General features: G+C 44.3%; 22 protein-coding genes and 1 other annotated feature. Of the genes, 8 read left to right on the top strand and 14 right to left on the bottom strand.

Features of this window, described 5'->3' with window-relative positions; translation table 11 throughout:
- Positions 1 to 70: 70 nt before the first annotated feature.
- Positions 71 to 1240: a M20 family metallopeptidase gene (locus tag AC58QG_RS00555; RefSeq protein ID WP_497359801.1), complete on the bottom strand. Its 1170-nt coding sequence runs from the start codon at positions 1238 to 1240 to the stop codon at positions 71 to 73.
- 205 nt (positions 1241 to 1445) lie between these two features.
- Between AC58QG_RS00555 and AC58QG_RS00550 the strand changes: the two genes are divergently transcribed.
- Both AC58QG_RS00550 and ftsW read left to right on the top strand, forming a co-directional pair.
- Positions 1446 to 1793 (top strand): YugN family protein, encoded by a 348-nt coding sequence (locus AC58QG_RS00550; protein ID WP_497359799.1) that lies wholly within the window; start codon positions 1446 to 1448, stop codon positions 1791 to 1793.
- 13 nt (positions 1794 to 1806) lie between these two features.
- On the top strand, positions 1807 to 2985 hold the full coding sequence (ftsW, locus tag AC58QG_RS00545) for a putative lipid II flippase FtsW (RefSeq protein ID WP_497359797.1): 1179 nt from the start codon (positions 1807 to 1809) through the stop codon (positions 2983 to 2985).
- A 32-nt stretch (positions 2986 to 3017) separates the two neighbouring features.
- Here the strand turns inward: ftsW and AC58QG_RS00540 are convergent, their stop codons facing one another.
- On the bottom strand, positions 3018 to 3395 hold the full coding sequence (locus AC58QG_RS00540) for an Asp23/Gls24 family envelope stress response protein (protein ID WP_436235985.1): 378 nt from the start codon (positions 3393 to 3395) through the stop codon (positions 3018 to 3020).
- A gap of 161 nt (positions 3396 to 3556) precedes the next feature.
- Here AC58QG_RS00540 and cax point away from each other — a divergent pair, with 161 nt between their 5' ends.
- A complete protein-coding gene (gene cax, locus AC58QG_RS00535) occupies positions 3557 to 4603 on the top strand; it encodes a calcium/proton exchanger (protein WP_497359795.1) in 1047 nt (348 codons plus the stop codon).
- A 38-nt stretch (positions 4604 to 4641) separates the two neighbouring features.
- Here the strand turns inward: cax and AC58QG_RS00530 are convergent, their stop codons facing one another.
- The 4 genes from AC58QG_RS00530 to AC58QG_RS00515 form a co-directional block, all read right to left on the bottom strand.
- Positions 4642 to 4929: an Fpa/YlaN family protein gene (locus AC58QG_RS00530; RefSeq protein ID WP_497359793.1), complete on the bottom strand. Its 288-nt coding sequence runs from the start codon at positions 4927 to 4929 to the stop codon at positions 4642 to 4644.
- A 119-nt stretch (positions 4930 to 5048) separates the two neighbouring features.
- Complete coding sequence (locus AC58QG_RS00525; RefSeq protein WP_497255362.1) at positions 5049 to 5297, bottom strand: HPr family phosphocarrier protein; 249 nt, start codon at positions 5295 to 5297, stop codon at positions 5049 to 5051.
- Between the two features lie 115 nt (positions 5298 to 5412).
- Positions 5413 to 6096, bottom strand: coding sequence for a TVP38/TMEM64 family protein (locus AC58QG_RS00520; protein ID WP_497359791.1), 684 nt, complete (start codon positions 6094 to 6096; stop codon positions 5413 to 5415).
- A 202-nt stretch (positions 6097 to 6298) separates the two neighbouring features.
- Positions 6299 to 8284, bottom strand: a complete 1986-nt coding sequence (locus tag AC58QG_RS00515; protein ID WP_497359789.1) for a diguanylate cyclase — start codon at positions 8282 to 8284, stop codon at positions 6299 to 6301.
- Positions 8285 to 8635: 351 nt separating this feature from the next.
- On the opposite strand from AC58QG_RS00515, the gene rpsD reads away from it, so the two are divergent.
- Positions 8636 to 9235 carry a 30S ribosomal protein S4 gene (gene rpsD / locus AC58QG_RS00510; RefSeq protein ID WP_497359787.1) on the top strand — a complete coding sequence of 200 codons (600 nt, stop codon included), beginning with the start codon at positions 8636 to 8638 and terminating at the stop codon, positions 9233 to 9235.
- A 53-nt stretch (positions 9236 to 9288) separates the two neighbouring features.
- Here rpsD and tyrS read toward each other — a convergent pair whose 3' ends face one another.
- Positions 9289 to 10548 carry a tyrosine--tRNA ligase gene (tyrS, locus tag AC58QG_RS00505; protein ID WP_497359785.1) on the bottom strand — a complete coding sequence of 420 codons (1260 nt, stop codon included), beginning with the start codon at positions 10546 to 10548 and terminating at the stop codon, positions 9289 to 9291.
- A gap of 51 nt (positions 10549 to 10599) precedes the next feature.
- Positions 10600 to 10875, bottom strand: a binding site (T-box leader).
- Between the two features lie 127 nt (positions 10876 to 11002).
- Between tyrS and AC58QG_RS00500 the strand changes: the two genes are divergently transcribed.
- On the top strand, positions 11003 to 14140 hold the full coding sequence (locus AC58QG_RS00500) for a transglycosylase domain-containing protein (protein ID WP_497359783.1): 3138 nt from the start codon (positions 11003 to 11005) through the stop codon (positions 14138 to 14140).
- Positions 14141 to 14257: 117 nt separating this feature from the next.
- Here AC58QG_RS00500 and acsA read toward each other — a convergent pair whose 3' ends face one another.
- Positions 14258 to 15982 carry an acetate--CoA ligase gene (acsA, locus tag AC58QG_RS00495; protein WP_497359781.1) on the bottom strand — a complete coding sequence of 575 codons (1725 nt, stop codon included), beginning with the start codon at positions 15980 to 15982 and terminating at the stop codon, positions 14258 to 14260.
- Between the two features lie 221 nt (positions 15983 to 16203).
- Between acsA and AC58QG_RS00490 the strand changes: the two genes are divergently transcribed.
- Positions 16204 to 16842, top strand: coding sequence for a GNAT family N-acetyltransferase (locus tag AC58QG_RS00490; protein WP_497359779.1), 639 nt, complete (start codon positions 16204 to 16206; stop codon positions 16840 to 16842).
- Positions 16843 to 16910: 68 nt separating this feature from the next.
- Positions 16911 to 18098, top strand: a complete 1188-nt coding sequence (locus tag AC58QG_RS00485; protein WP_497359777.1) for an acetoin utilization protein AcuC — start codon at positions 16911 to 16913, stop codon at positions 18096 to 18098.
- A gap of 72 nt (positions 18099 to 18170) precedes the next feature.
- On the opposite strand, the gene AC58QG_RS00480 is transcribed toward AC58QG_RS00485, so the two are convergent.
- The 6 genes from AC58QG_RS00480 to AC58QG_RS00455 form a co-directional block, all read right to left on the bottom strand.
- Positions 18171 to 18872 (bottom strand): 5'-methylthioadenosine/adenosylhomocysteine nucleosidase, encoded by a 702-nt coding sequence (locus AC58QG_RS00480; protein ID WP_497359775.1) that lies wholly within the window; start codon positions 18870 to 18872, stop codon positions 18171 to 18173.
- A gap of 88 nt (positions 18873 to 18960) precedes the next feature.
- Positions 18961 to 19962, bottom strand: a complete 1002-nt coding sequence (ccpA, locus tag AC58QG_RS00475) for a catabolite control protein A (protein WP_497359773.1) — start codon at positions 19960 to 19962, stop codon at positions 18961 to 18963.
- A gap of 181 nt (positions 19963 to 20143) precedes the next feature.
- Positions 20144 to 20551, bottom strand: coding sequence for a hypothetical protein (locus AC58QG_RS00470; protein WP_497359771.1), 408 nt, complete (start codon positions 20549 to 20551; stop codon positions 20144 to 20146).
- A gap of 124 nt (positions 20552 to 20675) precedes the next feature.
- Entirely contained in the window at positions 20676 to 21218 is a 543-nt protein-coding gene (locus AC58QG_RS00465) for a type 1 glutamine amidotransferase domain-containing protein (RefSeq protein WP_497359769.1), read from the bottom strand.
- A 1-nt stretch (position 21219) separates the two neighbouring features.
- Positions 21220 to 22959, bottom strand: a complete 1740-nt coding sequence (gene ptsP, locus AC58QG_RS00460; protein ID WP_497359767.1) for a phosphoenolpyruvate--protein phosphotransferase — start codon at positions 22957 to 22959, stop codon at positions 21220 to 21222.
- Positions 22956 to 24845: a glucose PTS transporter subunit IIA gene (locus tag AC58QG_RS00455; protein ID WP_497359765.1), complete on the bottom strand. Its 1890-nt coding sequence runs from the start codon at positions 24843 to 24845 to the stop codon at positions 22956 to 22958. Before AC58QG_RS00455 ends, ptsP begins: the two co-directional genes overlap by 4 nt.
- 223 nt (positions 24846 to 25068) lie before the next feature.
- On the opposite strand from AC58QG_RS00455, the gene AC58QG_RS00450 reads away from it, so the two are divergent.
- Positions 25069 to 25635 (top strand): NAD(P)/FAD-dependent oxidoreductase, encoded by a 567-nt coding sequence (locus tag AC58QG_RS00450; protein WP_497359763.1) that lies wholly within the window; start codon positions 25069 to 25071, stop codon positions 25633 to 25635.
- The last annotated feature ends 32 nt before the right edge of the window (positions 25636 to 25667 follow it).

The following is a 25667-nucleotide window of genomic DNA, read 5'->3' as shown; positions in this document are numbered from 1 at the left end:
TCATCCTCCTAGTGTCATGTTAAGCAACAAATAATTGCTACGTTAGCATTCACCAAATCTCCGAGGGCATTCATGCCATATAATCCAAGGCCATAGACATTAATAATTTCGCCGCATTCAGCATGGATCTTTCATCAATATCGAACTTCGGGTGATGATGTGGATACACAATACCTGCCTCCACATTCCCAGCACCTACAAACATGAAGCAACCTGGCTTCTCTTGCAAATAATAGGAAAAGTCTTCTCCGGCCATAATAAGAGGAGATTCGTGTACGGCCTCTTCACCAAACAAAGCTGCGCCTACTTGAAAGAAACGTGCTGCTTCGTTGGCATCATTGATAACTGTCGGATAGCCCAGCTTATATTCCAGTTCGTAAGTGGCTTGAGACATGTCACAAGTTGCCTGCACAATCCTCTCAATACGTGCTCTTACATCTTGTCTTAACTCTGGATTGAAGGTTCGTACAGTACCATTAAGCACACTTGTTTCAGCGATTACGTTAAAGCTAGTGCCGCCATGGAACGAGCCAATGCTAACAACACAAGGTTCAACAGGATCAACTTGTCTGCTTACAATGCCTTGCAAATTAACGACTAATTGGGAGGCAACGTATACACTATCGATCGTTTGGTGAGGCAAACCGCCATGTCCGCCCTTCCCTTGGATGCGAATGGTGAATTCATCTGGTGCGGCCATGAAAGCCCCAGATCGCGTGTATACATGCCCCACAGGGAATGGTGTCCACAAGTGAACGCCGAATACAGCGTCTACCCCATCCAGCGCGCCTGCTTTAATCATGGCGTCAGCACCGCCGGGAGAAATTTCTTCTGCATGCTGGAATAGAAAGACCAGATTTCCTTTGAGCTCCGCGCGGTGTAGGCTGGCAACCTTGGCAATTCCGAGCAAAGTTGATGTATGTGCATCATGACCACAAGCATGCATAATCCCGTTCTTAGTTGATGTATACCCACAGTTCTTCTCATCCTGAATTGGAAGAGCATCCATGTCTGCACGAAGGGCAACCGTGGGTCCATCGCCACTGCCGCGCAGCAAACCAACGACACCATTTCCACCTACGCCTGTACGCACTTCAATGTCCCAGCTGAGCAGATGCTTCGCTACAAATTCTGCTGTCTGATATTCATGGTAGGAAAGCTCAGGATTCTGATGTAAATAACGTCTCCAGCCCACCATCTCTTCATATATGGCTTGGAGATCTTCATGAAAATGGTTCATAAGATACATCCACCTCCTGTTCTCGATCACTAACTTTTATCTAAAAAATTTCTCTTGAAACCTATTCTATCAAATATCAACCATGGTTTCATCTCTAAAGTGCCATCAAATATTAGAATTTACACAGGGTAATCGACTTGCAGAACCTTTAGAAACATACTATCATGAGAAAAGAATGCATACGTACAATATGGAGGCGTTAAAATTGATTATTGAAGCAACTGGCTTAAAAGGCCTAAAAAGCGATTTGGCTCACTTGGACGAAGTAACAACTAAACTTGGTTTCGTTCGCTGGCAGTGGGAATACACCCGTGCTACTTACGATTTTAAAATGGAAGATAAAGCAAGCAAAGCTGTTTACTTCTTACGTGTAAATGCACGAGTAGAAACAGGCAAGTTAGAATCTCCTTATGCTGTATTATATCTAGAAGAAGCTTACATAGGCAAAGAAACATTCCCGCATGGCTTGGACTACAACTCACCAATTCCTGAGAATGTACTCAAAATCTCTAAGCAAAAATTAGACCAACTGCAAAAATTATTGGCAGAATAGGCGAGGAACCAGCATGAATCCCCCTCGAAGAGGAACGCCGGATTTTCTGCTGCTTTTATTAACCTTTGTATTGGTCTGCTTTGGATTGGTCATGGTTTTCAGTGCAAGCTCAATGACAAGTGCCTATCGGTGGGACGACCCCTGGTTCTTTACGAGAAAGCAAATTGTTGCTGTTGGGATCGGCACGATTGGCATGTTATTTTGCATGAATGTCCATTACACGAAGTTAAAAAAGCTCGTCATCCCAGCTTTCTTTTTCATTGTACTCGGCTTAATTTTCGTTGTCTTTACGAGTAAAGCCAATGGCGCGAGCAGTTGGTACTCACTCGGCCGATACGGGATACAACCGACGGAGTTTGCCAAATTAATAGTCATAATGTATCTAGCTTCGCTGATTAGTAATAAAGAAGAGAAATTCAGGAGCTTTCGCAAGGGATTGCTCCCTGCCATCATGATCGTGGGTTTCGTGTGCGGCTTGATCCTCTTACAGCCCGATTTTGGATCCTGTATGATTCTCTTGACGTGTTCAGCCATTGTCATCATGGTCGGCGGTTCTAACCTCAAGCATATTTTCTATCTAGGAACTATTCTTTCAATTGTTCTTGGTATAGCTATTCTACTGTACTTAGTCTTAGGTGACACAGATTCTAACTTTAGGCTCAATCGAATCACGTCATTTATGGATCCTTTCGCTGATCCGCAAGGCTCTGGCTTACAAGTTGTACAATCCTTGTATGCCTTTGGTCATGGCGGCTTAACAGGCGCCGGATTCGGACAAGGTATTCAAAAGCTTCACTATTTACCGGAAGCACATAACGATTTCATCTTTGCAATTATTGGTGAAGAGCTCGGATTCATTGGCAGTTCACTCTTCCTTCTTATCTATTTGATCTTCATTTGGCGAGGAATCCTCGTTGCAGTTCGTTGTCCAGACATGTTTGGGATGCTATCCGGTGTAGGGATCATGGTCATGTTCGCCATCCAAGCCTTTATCAATATCGGCGGTGTTACGAATACTATTCCACTCACAGGTGTGACACTGCCCTTCATATCAGCAGGCGGCTCGTCTATGATGGTCTCCCTCATCAGCATGGGAGTTATCCTTGGGATTTCTCGTGAACAATCCTTGAAAGAATTACCATCTTCACAAAAAACGCAAAAAACACATAAAAAAAGACCCTTATCGACATGATATAACGTCGATCGGGTCTTTTTATGTTGCACTCATTTAACTCGAAGCTGATCTTCTGTTTCTTCTTCCGTAAAGGCAACGCCTTCCACCTTCACATTGACTTCCACAACATTTAGTCCGGTCATATTTTCAACGGCTTCCCGCACGTTCTCTTGTAGGTCCCTACAAACATCTTGGATTCGAGAACCATATTTAATGATCACTCGCAGATCGATCGCTGCTTCAACTTGTCCTACCTCAACAGAAACGCCGCGCTGCACGTTTTTACCGCTTAGACGCTTTGCTAAGCCTTCTGAGATACCACCTGACATGCCCGCTATGCCTGCTGTTTCCAAGGCTGCAAGCCCTGCAATTGTCGATACTACGTCATCAGAAATTCGAATTAAGCCGGTTTGATTGTCTTCGGACATACGGATCACTCCCTAAACTTGGTATAAATCTATTGTAATAAGAACAAAAGCTTAAAGCAAGAACTGACTGATTGTATCCATTTTAATTTACTTTGGTAAGCAAAGTAGGTATATTAAAAGAAGTTAAAAAGTTCCAATATATTAGAGTCGGAGGGTTCCCATTGAAAGGAAAATTGTTCTACATAGGTTTGTTAGTTTCTTTCGTAGCAGCCGGTATCACGCATTACATGCACCTGAATACAACGTTGCAATTCGTCATCGCTTGTGTTGCCATCGTTTTCGTGGCTGGATTCTTAGGAAAAGCGACAGAAAGTGTAGCTCATTATGCAGGAGACCGTATGGGAGGCTTCCTCAACGCAACCTTCGGGAATGCTGCTGAGCTCATTATTGCCTTCTTCTTAGTCCGAGATGGGCTATTCGAAGTTGTCAAAGCCAGTCTAACTGGTGCCATCATCGGGAACTTGTTACTCGTACTTGGACTCAGCCTATTCGCAGGCGGACTAAAGTTCAAAGAACAGTCCTTTAACGTTAAACTGGCTTCTCATAATTCTTCACTGATGATTCTAGGTGTTGTCGCACTATTCATACCTGCGATATTTGCCCGTGGTTTGACTACTGACGAAACTTCCTCTATGAGTATGATTGTAGCTATTATCCTAATTGTAGCTTATCTGCTCTGGCTCTTCTTCTCCATGGTCACTCACAAAAGCGTGCTTTCGGATGAAGCGATTGAACACGGTGAGGCAGCATGGTCCAAAGGCACCTCAATTCTATTCCTCATCGTAGCGACTGCAATGGTTGCCTTTACAAGTGAATGGTTAGTAGGAACAATTGAGGAAGTTAAAGATAAATTCGGTCTATCCGACCTGTTTGTGGGCGCATTCCTAATTGCCATTATCGGGAATGCAGCTGAGCATAGTGCCGCGGTCATGATGGCTATGAAAAACAAAATGGGCGCAGCCGTTGAAATCGCGATCGGAAGCTCGTTACAAATCGCCCTATTCGTCGCGCCGGTACTAATCCTTCTCAGCTTCTTCATCAGTGGTACGCCAATGAACATTGTCTTTACCACCTATGAGATCGCAGCCATCGGCGTCGCCGTCTTCATTACAAAATCCATCACACAGGATGGATCTACGAACTGGTATGAAGGACTTCTTCTCTTGTTCGTCTACATTATTCTTGGTGTTGTGTTCTTCCTCGTATAAATTGCATGCAGCTAAACAAAAAAAGTAACCCCTCGGGGTTACTTTTTATTGTTCAACGCTTCATACAGCTGCGCAAGATTACGTTCAAGCTTATTGAGAATTTGTTTGCCTGGCACTTCGGAGATCAGCCCCGCGCGAATAGCAAAATCAATTTCCCTCGATAGTCCGTACATTTGCGTATCTAATACCTCTTCGTATAGTGGACATTGACGCGTCGTCAAGTTTTCCATCTGTACTTCGATCAGCTTTTCGATTTTATCTGCATCTTCTTGAAGAAGATTAAGCGCCTTTTGATTCATATCCAGCAATAAATCAGATGAAGACATTCCCAACTTCCCCCTATACGCAAAGTCATCCCTATATGATCTATATTAAGCGAAATTGCCGTAATATACAAGAGAAGGTACCCTCAGAGATTCTGAGAATACCTTCTCTTCTTTGAAAACTAATCTTGAACGACGTTTACACCTAGATTATGCTTAGCGAATACTTCAGCCATAGCTGCTTTCGCTTCTTCAGCATCTGGACCATGAACATGCAGATCATAGTTGCTGGAGCTAAGTAGTGTAGTAAACAAGCCAAGGATACTTTTTACATCGATATACTTATTGTCGTATTGAAGAACGATGGATGATCTGAATTTATTAGCTGTTTGGGAAATCTCAACAATTGCTGCATTATTAGCACTTGGCATATTTCATTCCTCCATTATAGTCGCATATGAGTTGGTCATCTTACTCCCTCTATGATAACTTGGAATAGGAAGGGAAAGCAACTACAAAATTTCCTGCATTCTCCATGTAAGCCCTTTATTTCGTCTTCGGTGCGAGCGCTCTCTTCACACTATTTCCAAGGAACACTAATAGGACCAATATGCCTAATAACAAAAGCAATCTCCCTTTATACCTTTGAAAATGAAATAAATCATGAGCGATCATCGACTCCAAGAAAACGATTGGAAACTTCCCTAATAAGGTGCCCCAAAGGAAATCCCGAAATTTCATTCGAGTTAAACCAGCGGAGAAATTAATTGCAGAAGACGGCAGAATCGGAATGAGACGCCCGATTAAGACATAGAAGAAGCCGTGCCTTTCCATTCGCTTGCTGAATTGCGTAACTATTGGAAACCGCTCTAGTTTCTTTTCTACCCAAGCATGTCCATAATAACGTGCAAAATAAAAAGAGGCAACGGCGCCTAAGCAAGACATCACATAGTTCACAAGAAAGCCCATTTTAATCCCAAATATCGCAACGTTAGTGCCCGCTACAAGAACAAACGGAATAAACGGAAAGAACGTTTGGAAGAAAATCAAGCTCATTCCAATTATTTTACCAGGCCAGCCAATGTCCCTTAAATGTCCGGACAATTGACGCATATTACTATGTGCAAGTTTGATGCCTACAGGATTAAAAAAGAAGAAATAAAGCAAGCCAACGAGCACAATAAAAATACAAATGAGCAGTCCTGTACGTTTACTTTTTAATGCCGACAAAATTCGACCATCCTCCCTTAGACCAAATCATTGTAACATGTTACAACAGGTTCAGGAAGAGCAAACAGGTGATCGTTATCCTCCCCTATTCCCACTGAAATGACAAATAAGATCCACTAGATACAATCGATTGTATTCTCCACGTCACCTAGCTGCGCTATAAAGAAAAAAATGCTCGTCCGAAGACAAGCACCTTTATGCGTCAACCGATTTGAATTTGATTACGACCGTTATGCTTGGCCTGATAAAGAGCCATATCAGCTCGGTAGAAGAGCGACTCCACACTGATCTTATCTTCTTCCCAATTCCAATCCGAAACCCCGCAGGACACCGTCACTTGTGGTTGTGTCTCGTCCATCACGCGCCTGCGAATACGCTCAGCAATCCGAATTGCCTGATCCTTGGATACTTGAGGCAAATAGACAGCAAGCTCTTCTCCGCCCCATCTAGCCGCGATATCCATCTCTCGAATACTAGACTTAATGATCTGACTCACATGAATGAGGATCTTGTCACCAATTTGATGACCATATGTGTCATTTACCTTCTTGAAGTTATCAATATCAACGACAATGAGGGATCCACAGAAATCTTTTTTCTGCATCAGATTCACTTGTTCATCCAAATAATGCCGAGCGTAGAGTCCAGTTAAATTATCTGTAATGACCATTCGCTTCACCTCTGCATGTAAGGAGGCGTTCGTCATGGCAAGTCCAATATGGCTGGATAACACCTGTAAGAGCTTATAGTTGTCATATGAAAAGTAATTCGGCAAACGATGCACGATGAGAATTACTCCCTCTACGTTCCCATTCACAAGGATGGGTGAACCAATGAGTGATCGCGAATTCGTTCGTTGCATCAAGCTTGAGCTTACCTTATCATTACTCCAATAATCGGAAATAATAATCGGTTCCTTCGATGAGTAGATTAGACCTGAGAAACCTTGATCAAGTGTAAATGTCTCATGAAACATAGCAGGTAAGTTGGTCGCTTGAACAATAAGTTGATCACTTTCCTTCGAGTTTTGAAGGATACAGCTATAATCAGCACCGAAGATGCTTAAAATTTCACTAGAAGCTGAATTGAAAATTTCATTTAGACGTAAACTTTGATTAAGCTGTTTGGTAATTTCATTAATGAGTCGCAGTTCATTGATCATCAGATTCGATTGTTCATAAAGCTTCGCATTTTCAAAAGCTGTACCTGCTGAGTCTGCCAACAGCGATATGAATTGCAAATCCGACTCATCGATCAGTTCATCCGTAAACTCCATGTACAGGACGCCGTACACGCCTTGCTTCCCTGACAAAGGTGCCGCGATGTTACCAGAACTCGAAGCGCTGCCCCTTGTGGTTGGTTCAAAGATGACTTGACCTTCCATAAAAGCTCGTGTTCGAATATCTGACTCTGTCCTTTGAAAATTCAAAGGCTTGACGGATAGATTCGTAGAATCATTATCTTGGGAAAGCAGTAAATCAACACGTGTGTTGGGGTATACCCGCCCCATACAATCAATAACTTCTGTCAACACGGAATGTACATCAATCTTCGCAAGGAGTTTCTTAGAAGCTTCGAACAGAATCACATGCTTCTTAGATTCCATTTCCTTCATATGATGAAGGTTATTTAAGCGATCATACTTCCTACGTTCCTCAACATGTTGAATGGAACTTTGAAAGGAAAGTGCAAGACTATATAGCAATTGTGCCAAGTTTTCCATATTTAAACGAGATTGGGTAAAAAGTCCTAAATAAAATTGAAGATTACCATAATTGTCCAAAACTGGCGTAAATGCAATTAAATACCCTTTAAGCTCTCGTACATGCCAGTCATCGCCAGTTAACAACTGTAAATGACCTGCACTTTCACAGCGGGCAAGCGGATTATCTCCACGCTCTGCAGCGTGCCACGAAATACCTGGTTCCAGGTATTTGCCAATCGAAGGCGTGTCATTCGAACACGAGTCGATTACGCACAGGTGCTCATTTGCGCATAGCAGCGCCGTTTGCGAAGGGAGCATATTCGGACCGAATTGCTGATTCCAGTTTTCAAATGCTTGGTGTAAGTTTGGGTTTGCCTGCAAACCCTCGTAAGAAAAGTTGCCAGAAAGTATAAAGCCTTGCCGAAGAAACACGTCAAAGTGTTCTGCACGACTATGCTTTGGTATACTGCGAAGTTCACTCATAGGCTCTCCTTCACTCACTAACAATAGTCCTGAAGTACCAAATTTAAAACAACTTTCTTCTATCATACTATTTTTTTTCGTCTATTGCACGATATTTTCCTCTCATTGGGACGATGAGAGACTTGACACTTGCTCCTGTTTTTAATAAAATTAGAAGTCGAGTAACACCATGATTTCGGTGAATGCCATTTGTGATCACCCTCACTGCTTTTGCTCCTGACAAGACAGCGGCTGAACTCTCTTGACAGGGAATCACAGGATGATTCATTAGCAAAATCGGGCACTTGTCTTCACCCTGACATCTAGATGCTATTTACAAAACTAATTGTCATGAGAAGGAGTTTTCCCTAAATGTCACGTTATACAGGACCTAAATTTAAATTAAGCCGTCGTGTTGGTATTTCCTTGAGCGGTAACGGTAAAGACTTGAAACGCCCATTCCCTCCAGGTCAACATGGCCCAGGACAACGCAAAAAAATGAGCGGTTACGGTGTACAATTGAACGAGAAGCAAAAACTTCGTCATATGTACGGTTTGAACGAAAAACAATTCCGCAACTTGTTCGACAAAGCTTCCAAACTTAAAGGTATTTCCGGTGAGAACTTCATGGTATTGCTTGAAAGCCGCCTAGACAACTTGGTTTACCGTCTTGGTCTTTCCAACTCCCGTGCAGGTGCACGTCAACTCGTTGCTCATGGTCACGTAACAGTGAACGGCAAAAAAGTTGATATCGCTTCTTACATCGTATCCACTGGTGATGTGATTTCACTTCGTGAAAGAAGCAAAGGCCTTTCCACTGTGAAAGAAGCTCTTGCTAACCGTAACTACCTTCCTACTTACCTTGAGTTTAACGACGCAAGCCTAGAAGGTAAATACATCCGTTTACCAGAACGTTCCGAGCTTCCACAAGAAATTGACGAGAAACAAATCGTCGAGTTCTACAGCCGTTAATAAAAGCAACCCCCTTAGGGATTTCCCTAAGGGGGTTATTTTGTTACGTTAGCTTAAGCAAATTTGACGAGGAAGTAATTCTTTTTACCGCGGCGAATAATGAGATAGGATTCGCCAAGTCGACCCAATTGTTGCGTAGTCGCTTCAAGATCCGTCACCTTAACACCATTTACCGTTACCGCACCACTTTCAATGTCTTGACGCGATTGGCGTTTGGACGGTGCAGCACCTACTGAAATAAGAAGGTCAATTAACGCAACGTCATCTTGTTCTAATGTCGTTGAAGGTACATCCTTGAAAGCTTCTTCAATCTCGGTACGCGATAGCGATTGGATGTCACCACTGAACAAAGCAGCTGTTATGTTAAGTGCGCTCTCAAGCGCTTCTCCCCCATGTACAAGCTTCGTCACTTCACGAGCTAGAACCTTTTGAGCTTCTCTCTTCTCCGGTTGAGCTAGAACTTCAGCTTCGAGACGTTCAATTTCTTCTTGCGTTTCGAAAGTGAAATATTTCAAGAATCGAATCACGTCATTATCCGCTGTCCCCAACCAGAATTGGTAGAACTGGTACGGTGATGTTTTGGTAGCATCCAGCCAAATGGCTCCGCCTTCCGTTTTACCAAACTTCTGCCCATCACTCTTCGTAACTAGCGGCAATGTCACACCGAAAGCGCGTCGATCGGTTGATTTGCCAATAAGCTCAAGCCCTGCCGTAATATTCCCCCATTGATCGCTTCCACCAATTTGTACGGAACAGTTCTTCGTTTCATTTAACTTCAAGAAATCATAGGATTGAAGAATCATGTAGCTGAATTCCGTGAACGAAATCCCTTTCGTAATACGCGAATCCACCGAATCCTTAGCTAGCATGTAGTTCACGGTAAAGTTTTTGCCCACATCACGCAGGAATTCAATGACATTCAAAGAACCTAACCAGTCGTAATTGTTCACCAGCTCCGCGCTATTTTCAATTTCTGTTGAGAAATCAAGAAAACGAGAAAGTTGATTTTTAATACTTTGTGACCATGCTTCAACGACCTCAGGCCCGTTCAACGTACGCTCATTTGCCTTACCACTTGGATCGCCAATAAGCCCCGTCCCACCGCCAACCAGTGCTAATGGAATGTGCCCAGCAAGCTGGAAACGTCTCAATGTTAAAATCGGGAGCAAACTGCCAATATGCAAGCTATCCGCTGTCGGATCAAAACCGCAATAGAGGACAACGCGTTCTTCGCTCAGCTTTTTATCCAAACCTTCTCTATCCGTAATTTGATGCAGCAACCCACGAAACTCTAAATCCTTCAAAATACTCATGTACAACCATCCTTTGTTATGAAATGAAAAACAAAAAAAGCCTTCTTATCCCAAAGGGACGAGAAGACTTGACTCGCGGTACCACCCTAATTAAAACAGCAGCTACGTACATCTATAACATAAGTCGTAGGCACGATGTGCTATTTTCACTCAAGAACCGATAACGAGGTTTAATCGGTAAATACTACTTGTGCAGGCAATTCCTGCAGGTTCCCATTTACTGCTCAAGACCGTAATTCACTAACCTGCAAGTACCGGTTCGCACCATCCACCGGCTCTCTGAAAGCATTCACAAGCTACCTACTGCTGATCCATCTACGCATTTGTTCTTGTTATAACACAGGATTCCGATGCTTGTCAAACCTAGAAAGGAACCTTTCTCCTATCTGCATTACCGCAAAAGGTGCAATTATGGTATACTATTAGGGTTCATGTAAGGAGGATATTGGAACTTATGCGCAATTTTTTCGCGAAATGGAATCGTCCCTGGGTTAGAACAACGTTAAAAGTAACTGGAATTACCTTAAAATGGGCCATCATCTGCGTCTTTTTGGCTGGCCTACTGGGTGGATTCGCCGCTTTCGGATATGTCAGCGCACTTGTCAAGAAAGATCCGATCCGCAGTGAAGAAGCGATCCGCCAGCAAATGCAAGAGAATGCAATCACGGGATTCGCGTATTTCAATGATGATGCTGTCATTGGACAATTGCGAACAGAAGAAGATCGACGTCTTGCACAGCTTGCCGATATCCCGCAAAACTTGCTAGACGCAGTCCTTTCCATTGAGGACAAAGATTTCTACAATCATCGCGGCATCGATTTTCGCGGACTCTACCGTGCGGTCACACAGAAGCTTCTGAATGAAGAAGTGCAAACCGGCGGCAGTACCATCACACAACAGCTAGCTAGACGTGTTTTCCTTACACTAGATCGCGATGATGGCCGTAAAGCGAGAGAGTTACTGCTTGCACTTCGGATGGAACGCATCATGTCGAAGGATGAAATTTTACTTGCTTACTTAAACAAAATCCCTTATGGCAATGGAGCGACTGGCTATAATCTATATGGCATTAAAGCCGCCGCCAAAGGTCTGTTCAACATTGATGAATTAGACAAATTAAATATTGCACAAGCTGCGTATTTAGCTGGACTGCCTCAATCCCCTTCCCAATACTCGGCGTTTACAAGTAAGCCTGCTTTCGACGAGGAAGGCTACAAAAAAGCAGTGACTCGTCAGCAATTAGTATTAAAGCGGATGATGGAAGAAAATAAAATTACGAATGATCAATATCAAGATGCCTTGAAATTTGATCTCAAAGCTTCTATGCCGGCAGCAGCACAGAAAGCGTACACTACTTATCCTTATCTGATGATCGAAACCGAACAGGAAGCAGCCGAAATCTTATTGAAGCTTCAACATCCTGAACTAGATCCGAAGACGAACCAAACCGCCTATAATGAAGCGCTCAAAAACATACATACACAACTATTGCGCGGCGGGTATCAAATTTACACCACCATTGATAAAACGATTTATGACTCCATGCATGAAATTTCGAGCAACGAAAAGAATTTCGCGCCAACGGATGAGAAAAAAGGCGGCATCGAACAAGTCGGCGCCATCATGATTGATTCCAAAACAGGAGCCATTAAAGGAATGATTGAAGGCCGCGACTTCTTCGATGAGCAGCTTAATCATGCGACGCAAGCCTTTAGACAGCCAGGGTCCACAATGAAGCCAATTGCCGCTTACATCCCTGCTCTCGAGAAAGGTGTCCTGCAACCAGCCACGATTGTGGATGATATCCCAATCATTCTCAAAGACGGCGTGAAAGGCTTCCATCTACCAGAGAACTGGGATCATAAGTTCCATGGTTTGATGACTGCACGCAGAGCTTTAAATCAGTCCTATAACATCCCAGCTATCGATGTGTTCCTCAATAAAGTTGGTATCACGCAAGCATGGGATTTCGCCAAGAAACTAGGCATTACGTCTCTTACCAAAGAAGACAATGCCGCACAAACCGGTGTTATTGGTGGTTTAAGCCGCGGAACCTCGGTCAAGGAATTAGCTGGTGCTTATACTTCTATTCCGAACAAAGGCGTATTTAATGCTCCGTACTTAATACGTGAAATTAAAGATTCGAATGGCAAAACCATCTATGCTCATGAGCAGAAGCCGCTAACGGTGTATTCACCGCAAACTGCTTTCCTAATAACGGATATGATGAAAACCGTCATTAGCAATGCTAGCCAAGGAACGGCTACTGATCTCATGAAAAAATTCAAATCATATGGCAAAATCGAAATCTCTGGAAAAACAGGCTCCACACAGGATGATGCCGATGCTTGGTTCATGGGCTTCACCCCTGATGTAACCGTAGGCGTGTGGATCGGTTATGATCAACCGATTAATAAACTGTCATCTAAAACTGGTCAAACCAACCATGCAAAAGATATCTGGGCGCTTATCTTGAACAAAACAATTGAGCAAAAGCCAGATCTTTTCCCGAACAAAACATTTGCAAAACCAGATGGTATCGTTTCAGCAACCGTCTCCAGCTTATCGGGCATGCTACCGAGTGAACTAACGACAGGCTCGGAACATCTGGTAACCGATATTTTCAACAAAAAATATTTGCCTACACAAACAGATAACGTCATGGTTAAAATGAAAATCAGTTCGTTAAATGGGCTCAATTACGTAGCTAAAGAAACTACACCTGCTGATTTCGTGCAAGAGAAGGTCGTGATTAAACGACAAAAATCAATCACGCAATTATTAAAAGAAATCGATGAAGCGATGCAGAAGCTTCCTGAGAAAAGCAGAAAGCCTATCGACTTCTATAAGCCAACTGATTATGACGTAGATGCTCCTTCCGAAGTCGATCCAAGGGTTGATGATGGGAAAGTACCTCCAGCGCCAGTCAACGTCGTAACAACCAAATCTGGTGAAACGTCAACAATTACTTTCCAACCGAACACGGATGCCGATATCGTAGGGTATCGCATTTATCGTTCGGATAGTCAAGGCAAGTTCCAGCTCATGGGAGGAAAAGTCGTGCTTGCAGGCGCCGAAGCGAAGTTTGTAGATCAACTTCAAACGACAGCTATAACAGGCTACTACGTTACAGCAGTCGATGTTGCGGGCAAAGAATCTAGCCCAAGCCGTTCCTCCTATACGGACGGAAGCTCCTTAGATTCCTTGATCATTCCAGGCGTCGACAGCAATGGCAACATACTGCCAGATCTTACACAACCTTCACCAGGAACACCGAATGGTGGAACAGGTACTGGTAATGGAAAACCAGTCTCGAAGGATGCGCCAGCTGCCCCAACAGGTATTAAAGCGAAGCCCGAAGTAGCTTCTCTTGTACTGACCTGGAAAGCCAATGATGCTAAAGACAAGGTCAAACAGTACGTGGTTTACTTTAGCGACAAAGAAAAAGGCACATATACGAAGTTAGGTACTGTTGAGAATGGTACGGAGTTCCACTACTTCGCGGCCGCTTACAATGGCTATTACAAAATTACAGCCATTAATGATGCCGGCGAGTCTAAATTCTCTGCCACAATTGCTTATAATAAATAGTAAAGTTGAGGAAGAACCTGGCTGCGGCCAGGTTCTTTTGTTTTACCACCTTGTTTCATACAAAAAAGCTTTCTCTGCACCACGCAGGGTGCGGAGAAAGCTTTTCATTGGAACTAATTAATCTTCGATGGTAGACAAGTCACCAGTCGGTAGGTTTAACTCCCATGCTTTAAGAACACGGCGCATGATCTTCCCACTGCGTGTTTTTGGCAGTTTGTCTTTGAATTCAATTTCACGTGGTGCGGCATGAGCAGAAAGCCCTTCCTTCACGAACTTCGAAATTTCCGCTTTCAATTCATCGGAAGCAACAAAGCCTTCACGCAACGCAATAAATGCTTTAATGATTTCTCCACGCATAGGATCCGGTTTCCCAATGACCCCTGCTTCTGCAACAGCAGGATGCTCAACAAGCTTGCTTTCAACCTCAAATGGACCAACGCGTTCGCCAGCTGTGTTAATAACATCATCAACACGACCTTGGAACCAGAAGTAGCCATCCTCATCTTGATACGCGGAATCTCCGGAAACGTACCAACCTGTCAAACGGAAGTACTCTTCATATTTGGAAGGATTGTTCCAAATTTTACGCATCATGGATGGCCAAGGTGTTTTAATGGCAAGGTTCCCCATCCGATTCGGAGGCAGAACGTTACCCGCATCATCAATAATAGCCGCATCAACACCTGGAATTGGACGTCCCATGGAACCTGGTTTAATTGTCATGGATGGATAGTTACAAATCAACTGTCCGCCTGTCTCTGTCATCCACCATGTATCATGAATACGTTGGTTGTAGACCTTCATTCCCCATCTAACTACTTCTGGATTTAACGGCTCTCCAACACTCAATACGTGGCGAAGCGCTGACAAATCGTAACCAGCCGAGACATCGTCGCCAGCTCCCATCAACATCCGGAAAGCAGTTGGGGCACTGTACCATACCGTTACTTTATATTTCTGAAGTGTATTATACCAATCTTGTGGGCTAAATCGTCCTCCGCGGATCACATTCGTTGCGCCATTCAACCATGGAGCAAAGATTCCATAGGACGTTCCTGTTACCCAACCCGGATCGGCTGTACACCAATAGATGTCATCTTCTTTAAGATCAAGTACAATTTGTCCTGTGTAATAGTGCTGAATCATCGCATTTTGAACGTGGAAAACGCCTTTCGGTTTCCCTGTTGATCCGGATGTATAATGAATAATTAATCCATCTTCACGGTCCAACCATTCAATTTCAAGCTCTGTGGAAGCGTTCGCCATTTCTTTATGATAATCAACTTGTCCTTCGCCAAGCCCAATGTTCTCCCCAACAAGGATCACATGTTTCAAGTGTGGAAGCTCATTGTAAGGCACACGTGATAGTTGGCTTGGAGTCGTGATAATGGCAATAGCTTCACTATCCGCCAAACGATCTCTAACCGCTGTTTCCATGAATGCTTCAAAAAGCGGCCCAACAACAGCTCCTACTTTGAGGGATCCAAGTAAAGAATAATACAGCTCAGGTGTCCGCGGCATGAAAATGAAAACTCTCTCGCCTTTACCAATGCCTAAATTTCTCAGTACGTTACCGAACTGATTGGATCTTTCTTTCATTTGTCCAAAAGTAATCGCTTCATCACGCGTGCTGTCGCTGTAATATAAAGCAATTTTATCTTTCTTCGCGCCTTCCGCATGGCGGTCAATGGCCTCATATGCCATATTCACTTTGCCTGTTTCGTACCAGGAAAAGCTTTTTTCGATGTCTGCCCAATCAAATGTCGCATGTGTTTGCTCGTAATTAGCCATGTTTGGATTAAGGGATACCGATTTAATGAGTTCATCTTTTATTTGATCCATAAACGTAAAACCCTCCTCACGAAATAAACCGCTTTCACTTTACTGATGAATTCGAGCAAAATGTGATCGATTTTTGACATGTTCTATTATAACACACTCAGAATATTTCGCCTATGTTTAAGTTTTGCTATGATTTCAAACAAAAGTTTGGTATAAAAATACTATGAATCTTAGTAAAGGAAACGCCCATCATGCTGTTTTTTAGAAGGAGAGCCAAGGTTATGCAGCATATCAAACTTTACCACTCACAAAGCTTGCGCAGTGCTCCCGATCAACCTGAGATTATTATTGAGGGCCCCGTTCCACCTGAAAAACTGCAGGAACTTACGATGCACACGAAACTCGACGCATTCCGTCGACCCAAAGAACAGCTCGAAGCCCTTATAGAGATTGCTGGGTTACCCGAAGGGCGAATCATACTTGCAAGGGACGGATCCACCATTGTCGGTTACGTCACTTTCCATTACGCAGATGAAATTGAGCGATGGTCGCAAGGAAATATGAAGGACTTAATTGAACTCGGCGCCATTGAGGTCGCTGATGATTACAGATCGATTGGTTTAGGCAAAAAGATGATCCAGCTCGCTTTTGAAGGCGATCAAATGGAAAATGTCATATGCTTCACAACGGAATATTATTGGCATTGGGATTTGGAAACCAGTAAATTAACGGTTTGGGAATATCGTCAAATGATGGAGAAGCTGATGAAAAGCGTCGATATGATTTGGTTCGCAACCGATGATCCTGAAATATGCTCACATCCCGCCAACTGTCTCATGGTGAGAATCGGGAAACAAGTACCCATCTCCTCGATCGAGCAATTCGATCGGGTGCGGTTTCAGCAGCGTTTTATGTATTAGCTTCAGGAGATGTAGGTAGCAGCAGTACTTCAAACGAAATTGTTAGCCAATTCGGGGGAATTTGGAAAATGAATATGAAGTTTACGCATCCTGTGTTTATCTATGATGATCAAGAAATTCAGTATAAATTTAATGATAACCATCCCTTCAATCAGGATCGTCTCATCATGACGGTCGATCTGCTGCGCAAGTCTGGTGCGCTCCCTGACAGCGCTCTGCTCACAGCTGAACCAGCGACAGAGGCAGATCTGCTGCGCGTGCACGCAGCCCCTTATATCGAAGCGGTGAAGGCATTAAGTGCACCTGCGCCTGACGAACGTTGGGTGCGTGAGGCGACCCGGTTCGGGCTCGATACGGACGACACGCCCTACTTCCCGGGGATGCATGACATCACTTCAAAAGTTGTTGGTGGATCTATCCTTGCCGTAGACCTCGTTATGTCTGGCCAAGCTCCGCATGCCTTGCACTTAGGCGGAGGCCTCCACCACGCCCTGCAGGCCAAAGGCGCGGGCTTCTGCGTCTATAATGACGCGTCAGCAGCCATCGCCTACGCCAAAGAGAAGTATGGCGCCAAGGTGCTGTACATCGACACGGACGTGCATCACGGCGATGGCGTGCAGTGGAGTTTCTACGCCGATCCGCAGGTCGGCACGCTGTCCATTCATGAGACGGGGAAATATTTATTCCCCGGCACCGGGGCTGTCAATGAACGCGGAGAAGGCGACGCGTTCGGGACTAGCGTGAACATCCCGGTGGAGCCATACACCGAGGATGACTCCTGGCTGGAATGCTTCAGCGAGGTGTTGACCGAGCTGATCGCCCGCTTCCAGCCGGACGTTATTATCTCGCAGCATGGGTGCGACGCCCATGCCTTCGACCCGCTCGCGCATGTGCACTGCTCCATGCGCGTGTACAAGGCCATGCCCGAGCTCATCCATCGACTTGCGCACCAATGGTGCGAAGGTCGGTGGGTCGCGCTCGGGGGCGGTGGGTACGACATCTGGCGTGTCGTACCGCGCGCTTGGAGCCTGCTCTGGCTCGTGATGAGCGAGCAGGCGATCTTGAGCCAGCTGGAGGCGGAGCCCCAGCTGAGGCTGCCCCAGGCGTGGCTCGACGCCTGGCAGGGCAAGAGCCCAGTCCCACTCGTGGAGACGTGGCTCGACCCGGTTGAGGCTTGGGCGCCGATTCCACGGCGCCAGGCGATCACCGAAAAGAATCGGCAGACCAAGGAACTAGCCATGATGTATTTGAAATAATACTCTCTTAACAACAAAAGCTCAGAACCCGCCATTCGGCGATGCTCTGAGCTTTTTTCATTTGAAGTAAATTTACAGCTGCTTCACCATATCTTCAACCATTTTATACGAATTCTCCGAAGCGATCACTGTAAATTCCGCGAAATTCACATGAGCAGAGCCATCCGCTTTATCGGACATGGAGCGCAATACGACGTACGGAATGCTGTTCATCGCACATACTTGAGCCACTGATGATCCTTCCATCTCGACGCATACCCCATTCAGCTCTTGATAAAGGCTAGCAACCACTTCTCTGCTTGCAATGAATTGGTCACCTGACAATACTCTACCTTGCTTTACTTTGCCTGCAAACAATTTCTCACCAGAAGCTACAGCAAGATCAACGAGTTTGCGATCCGCTACGTAGACAGAATTCTCTGCATAAGGGATGACGCCGCGCGGATATCCCAGTGCCGTCACGTCCATATCATGCTGTACACATTCCGTGGAAATAACGAGATCGCCAATTTGCAGTTCAGGATCTAGCGCACCTGCGACGCCAGTGAAAATAACAGCTTCAACACCAAACTGATCAATCAGGATTTGCGTTGTAACCGCAGCATTCACTTTGCCCACACCGGTGCGACATACCACAACTTCTTTACCAAAATAAATACCTTCTCGGAATGTAATGCCGGCTTTCACCGTTTCTTTTATATCTGTCATATGAGCTACCAGCAGCTCAATTTCTTCATTCATCGCGCCGATCAAGGCAATTTTATTCCAAGTCATATGAATATCCTCTCTCTCTTCTACATGAGAAAACCTCTACCGCGCCGCTTCCACAATGGAAAGACACGATTAGAGGTTTATTTTTCATTTAAGCTTTAACCGAATGACGGTTAATAATTTCATGCGGCAAAATAACTTGCATATTATCCGTTGATTCTTTATTCATCAGCTTGGTCAGAAGTCGCATCGACACAGCACCGATATCATACATCGGTTGAGCTACAGTCGTCAATGTCGGTCTTACCATAGAAGCCATGCGGATGTTATCCACACTGATGACGGCGATATCTTCCGGAACACGAAGACCATTATCTTGAATGGTATGGATGGCCCCAATCGCCATTTCATCTGTTGCAGAGAAAATCGCAGATGGTTTTGGTGAAAGCTCCAAGAAATAATTCACAGCATCCACACTTGATTCGTATCGATAGTTACCAATCCGTACATACTCATCACGTACTGGAATGCCAGCCGTTTCAAGCGCACGCTTATAACCTTGATATCTTGCGAAACCATTTGCAGGATCCTGCAACGTTCCCGAGATCATAGCTATATCGCGATGTCCTGCTTCAATAAGCACGTTCACTGCATCAAATGCAGCCATCTCATGATCGATATCGACGGAAGCCATCGCTTGGTTCTCATCCTTGGTTCCACATAGTACAACTGGAACGGATGAAGTCCGGAAAGCCTGAATATGTTCTTCTGTTACAACACCACCCATAAAGAGCAGTCCATCCACTTGTTTCTCGAGCAACGTGTTAATTACTCGAATTTCTTTCTCTTTCTTCTTGTCCGCATTACACAAAATGATATTGTAATGGTACATATTCGCGATATCCTCAATCCCACGTGCTACCTCAGCAAAAATGGAATTGGATATATCAGGAATAACAACGCCAACGGTCGTTGTCTTCTTACTTGCCAAACCTCTTGCTACCGCATTTGGACGGTAACCCAATCGTTCAATGGCTTCAAAAACCTTCTTACGGGTTTGCGGCTTCACGTTCGGGTTATTGTTAACGACCCGAGATACGGTTGCCATGGAAACGCCTGCTTCTCTCGCTACATCATAAATGGTTACGGTCACGGTTACTCTCTCCATTTTCACAAGTATTCTGCGAACCTAGTATATTATCGTTTATGATACGACAAATTAATCCATCTTGCAATGCAAAATGAAAATGCTTTGAAAATAATTTTCATTTTATTTTCAAAAGGGACACAAATAGAATAAAAGCCAACCTCTTATCGAGATTGGCCGCCATTTTTTAAGTAGAAATTGCGCTTTGAGTAATTTGTGATAACCGTTTACGGATTTCCTCAGCCCATGGCTCATCACCTAGCGATTGTGCTAGCAACAAGATGTCCAATAGCTCATTGATTCGTTCCTCCACAATTTTCTCCATTGAATCATTCATACGCTCTTTTTCTGTTACTTTCAATAGCAGAAAGGCAATCTCCGAAACTTCATGAAAGAAGAATTGCTGTTTCTCTGGTTTACTTCCCAGTCTACCGATCAGACCGGTAAGTTCAGGTTTAACGTGAGGCACAACCTCACTCCGTCCACAGGCCTCACAGGAATAGATAGGAACATTCTCAATATCTACTTTACTTTGATAAATAACCGTGCGCAGACGAAGGTTCATCGTGCGTCCGCACTTACAATACTTTTGCATTCTAACACTCCTTCACTGACAGGCGGCATGTACATAAGTTGCTTGTACTATGTTATTCTACGATGTCATCAGATTTCCTTCTGATCTATGCATAGTAGTTTTTGCCACCTTTGGAAGCGAAATGTTACTTTGCCTTTTGCTTGCTGAACGAGATAAGCTCATCTACAAAACGTTTGGAAAACGCCGGAAGATCTGGTGGTCTACGCCCAGAAATGATATTACGGTCAACAACCACTTCTTCATCGAGCCATGTAGCGCCTGCATTTTCGATATCATCGCGGATTCCTGGCGTTGACGTCATCGTGTAGCCATTCACGATTTTCGCTGAAATTAAAACCCAGCCTGCGTGACAAATTTGCGCGATTGGTTTCACGTCCGCATGAAACTCCTTCGTCAGTCTGAGAACGTCGGCATAGCGACGGAGCTTATCAGGCGCCCATCCGCCAGGGACGTAAAGTCCGATATAATCGGAAGACTTCACTTCATCGAAAGCATAATCTGTCGTAATTGGCACACCATATTTCCCATGGTATACGGTTTTGGCTTTAGGACCCACGATATCTACAATGGCTCCTGCTTCGCGCAAGCGATAGACCGGATACCACATTTCTAAATCTTCAAATTCTTCATCAACAAAAGCAAGAACCTTCAGGCCTGTTAATTCCATACTAATTACCTCCTACAATGGATTCCGTTTGTTCGGTTTGAGCAAGCAGTTCTAAGATTTCGTCACTGGTTTTACAAATTAAAATGCGATCCACTAATGCTTTGCATGTCGCGGCATCGCTGCTTAGCAGCCTGTGTTTGACCTGCAAGAGCGTCTGTACGGATATACTCAGCTCTTCAATACCAAGTCCTAGCCAAATCGGCAGAGCCCGGATATCTCCAGCCATTTCCCCGCACACGCCTACAGGAATGCCAACACGCTTACCTGCGTCGATCACCAATTTCAGTAACCGAATAACGGCCGGATGATAAGGATTATATAAGTGCGCGATATTCTCGTTCATTCGATCGACTGCCAACACATATTGGACTAAATCATTCGTACCAATACTCATAAAGTTCACTTCGCTCGCAAGTACATCCGCAATTATAGCGGCAGCTGGCACTTCAATCGTAAGCCCAACCTCAATATTTGCGTTAAAAGGCACACCTAGACTACTTAGCTCCAACTTCGCTCTTTCCAAATGTGCTTTCGCTTGGCGCACCTCTTCAATGGAGGTCACCATCGGATACATGATCTTCACATTGCCATAATGACTAGCTCGTAAGATCGCTCTTAGCTGCGTCAAAAATAAATCTGTTCGATCCAGAGAGATACGAATCGCCCGATACCCTAGGAATGGATTATCTTCTTTGGCAAGCGGCATATAATCAAGCTTCTTGTCACCGCCAATATCCAGTGTTCGGATCACAATGGGACGACCTTTAAGTTGCTTCGCAGCGTGACGGTAGACTTCGAATTGTTCATCTTCACTAGGCAATGAATCCCGATCCATGTATAGGTATTCCGTTCGGAACAGCCCCACTCCGGAGGCACCATTGCGCAGCACTTGATCAATTTCCATGACAGAATTAATATTCGCGTGCAAATTGACCAAGCTCTTATCTAACGTCAGCGGAGCCACATCCGCAATTTCTTGCAAGCTTTCTTTGAATTCCAGCCAGTTTTTCTTACGTGCCTGATACCGCTCGATGGTGAGCTTATCCGGGTTAATATACAAAGTGCCTTCTTGCCCATCAATAATCAAGAAGTCCCCATTTTGAATGGGACGAAGCAGCTTCCCTTCTAGACCAAGTACATAAGGAACTGACATCGCTCTAGCCATGATCGAAACGTGTGAATGCGTGCCACCAAGAATGGTCAAAAGTCCTAACACATTCGTAGGGTCTAGATGAGCAAGCTGTGAAGGTGTGAGCTCCTTAGCAACTAAAATATAAGGGTGGTCAATAGGCGGCACCGTTGTGCTTGTATCCCCTAATAAATGCTTCAAGAGACGGTTACCAACATCTTTAATGTCCAGTGCACGTTCTTTCATGTATTCATCATCGATTAGATTAAACATACCTACGAATTTATCAATGACTTCTTTCACTGCAACTTCTGCGGCTTTATACTGCAGTTCAATAATCCCTTGAATCTCATTCATGAAAATAGGATCTTCCAAGATCGCTAAATGTGCATCAAAAATATACGCTTGTTCTTGTCCTACGACTTCTTTGATCTCTTGTTTAATTAGCTCTAACTCATCCTTGGAATGACGAATCCCATCATATAATCGCTCGAATTCATAAGCTAAATCCGTCACATCAATCATTTTCTCTGGAAAATCCCATTCCCAAGTTGGAATAACAAAAGCTTGCCCCATCGCTATTCCCGAAGACGCGCCTACACCTCTAATCATCCGTTCGTCCTCCCCTCGGATTTAGTTGGCTTAAGGACTACGGACATAACAGAGCCTTGGCCTTTCTTAACTGGCTTAAACGGAGCAAAGCTCCAAGACTTCACAATATCTGGATTCGTAATAATCATCGGTGTTGCTAAGGAAGAAGCGAATTTCTTGACTTTATTATAATTAAATTTCACTAGCAGCTGTCCTGCTTCCACACGATCGCCTTCCTTCACCACCGCATTAAAGCACTTACCAGGTAAGCTGGACGTGTCGATTCCGATATGCAGTAGAACTTCAAGCCCTTCATCCGTTAAAATCCCTAGCGCATGCATCGTTGGATAAATATGCATGATGGTACCTGCAACAGGGGAAACTAACTCGCCTTTTTCAGGAATAAAAGCAACACCATTCCCGACGAGTCGGGAGGCAAAGATTCGATCTGGCACTTCTTCAATTGGGATCATACGTCCCTGCATAGGAGAAGTAAACAATACGACATGAATATCTTTGCGCAATACTTTCATAATTTCTTCACGTATAAGCTCTGAAAATGTTCCAAACACGACTTGAACATTGCCTCCTCCAAGACGTATGACGCCTGCTGCTCCTAAGTGTCGTAATGCCGTGATGTCCATCAAACGATCATTAACAAGTGTAAGTCGCAATCGAGTAATACAGGCTTCAATCTTCTTAATATTGTCTTTCCCACCAAGTGCCTGCAAAATTAACGGCGAACGATATGGTATGTCTCCTGCCCACTCTTCTAACGAAGAGCCTTCTTCCCTGCCGGGAGTAGGTATTCGGAACTTCTGTATCGCCCATCGAAATAAGAAATAATAAAGTAAACCGTAGACCAGTCCTATCGGAATCAATAATAAGCCATTGGTAGACAAGTGCAAGTTAATGATGTAGTCGATAGCCCCTGCCGAATAGGAAAATCCATGGTGAATATTTAACTCATAAGCGATCCACATCGCTACGCCCGAAAGGATAGCATGGATAACAAATAAATAAGGAGCCACAAAAAGAAAGGCAAATTCAATCGGTTCTGTCACACCGGTTAAGAAGGATGCCAACGCGGCCGTTAAGAATGTAGCCTTGATTTTCGGCTTTAAATCCTCCCTAGCTTCGCCTATGATAGCGAATGCAATGGCCGGCAAGGCAAACATCATAATCGGGTACAACCCCGCCATATACATGCCTGCTGTCGGATCACCTGCGAAAAATCGCGGTAAATCACCGTAAGCGTATTGTCCAGTTGGCGTCTCATATGCTCCTACCTGAAACCAAAAGAAGTTATTCAAAATATGATGTAGACCAGAAGGTACCAACAGGCGATGCGCAATGCCATATATGAAAGCACCAAAGCCGCCTAATCCAAGCAATCCGCTTGATATTTTGCTCATAACCGTCTCTAAATATGGACCAATCCCGATCATGACATAAGATACGATGAGCGTTGCAAGGCCCATGACGAGCGGCACCATCCGTGGTCCACCGAAAAATTGTATGTATTCCGGAAGCTTGATCTCCTTGCAGCGATGATAGATGATTGCGGACAGTAAGCCAATCAAGATCCCGCCAGAAACACCTAATTGAAATTGCGTGCCCAGCCCATGCTCGATGAGTCGGGTAAACATAAAATACCCCAGCATCGCAGATAAACCAGCTATTCCGGCACTTTCTGTTAAGCCTAATGCCACACCGACAGCGAAGATAATAGGTATATAATCAAAGATTGTATTTCCAGCCAATGACAGCATATCCCCGAAGCTTGAAGCATGTATGACATCCCAAGGTAAATCCCCTAGACAAAGCAGCACAGCAGCAATAGGAAGCGCAATGGTAGGCAGCATTAAGGAGCGGCCAAGCTGTTGTAAGTTCCCCATCCAGTTCAAACGAATGCTACCTCCTTAGCAAATTCGAAGAGTATCCCCTCTTAATCATAAGATTCTCTTATCAAATCGTAAAGCTTGTTCGTCCTTTTGTCAAAAAAAATAAGCAAATCACCTATTCCTATCGGGTTATTCTACATAGTAAACGCAAAAGTTGACTAAGTCACTTAAAAGCTGTCATACTTTACCTGTACCCTATTTCATGATCCAAGGAGGAAACACAATTATGTCTTACGATGTTATTATTATTGGAGCCGGACCTACTGGTGCAAGTGCAGCACTTTTCACCTCAAAAGCCGGCAAGAAGACGCTCGTGATCGACAATGAGCAAAGCGTTACGAAGCGAGCATGGATCGAGAATCATTATGGTGTGGAAGCTATTGCCGGACCTGATTTAGTTGAAATTGGTAAAAAGCAAGCCGCAAAATTTGGAACCGAATTCGTCCATGGCCAAGCAACAAAACTTGTTAAAAGCGATGATGGCTTCCAAGTGTCCACAGAAACTGGCACCTATGCTGGGAAACATGTGATTCTTGCAACTGGCTTGTCCGTTGAGCTAGCTGAAGCAGCTGGCATCACGACGAAAGCAGGAACAGAACCGAGAATCAAATCAATCGTTGACTGCGATGCGCAAGGCAATACAAGCCTAAAAGGTGTATGGGCTGCGGGAACCACAGCTGGTGTCAGCATGCATACGATCATTACTGCAGGTGACGGCGCTAAGGTTGCCATCAATGTCATCAGTGAGCTTAATGGGGCTCGCTATGTCGATCATGACGTTCTGAAAGCTTAATTCCCATTGATAAGAAAACCGCTAATCGATAG

It is taken from the genome of Paenibacillus sp. J22P169 (assembly GCF_059691995.1).
The sequence above is the reverse complement of the archived record's forward strand: the minus strand, read 5'-3'. Positions and strand labels throughout refer to the sequence as shown.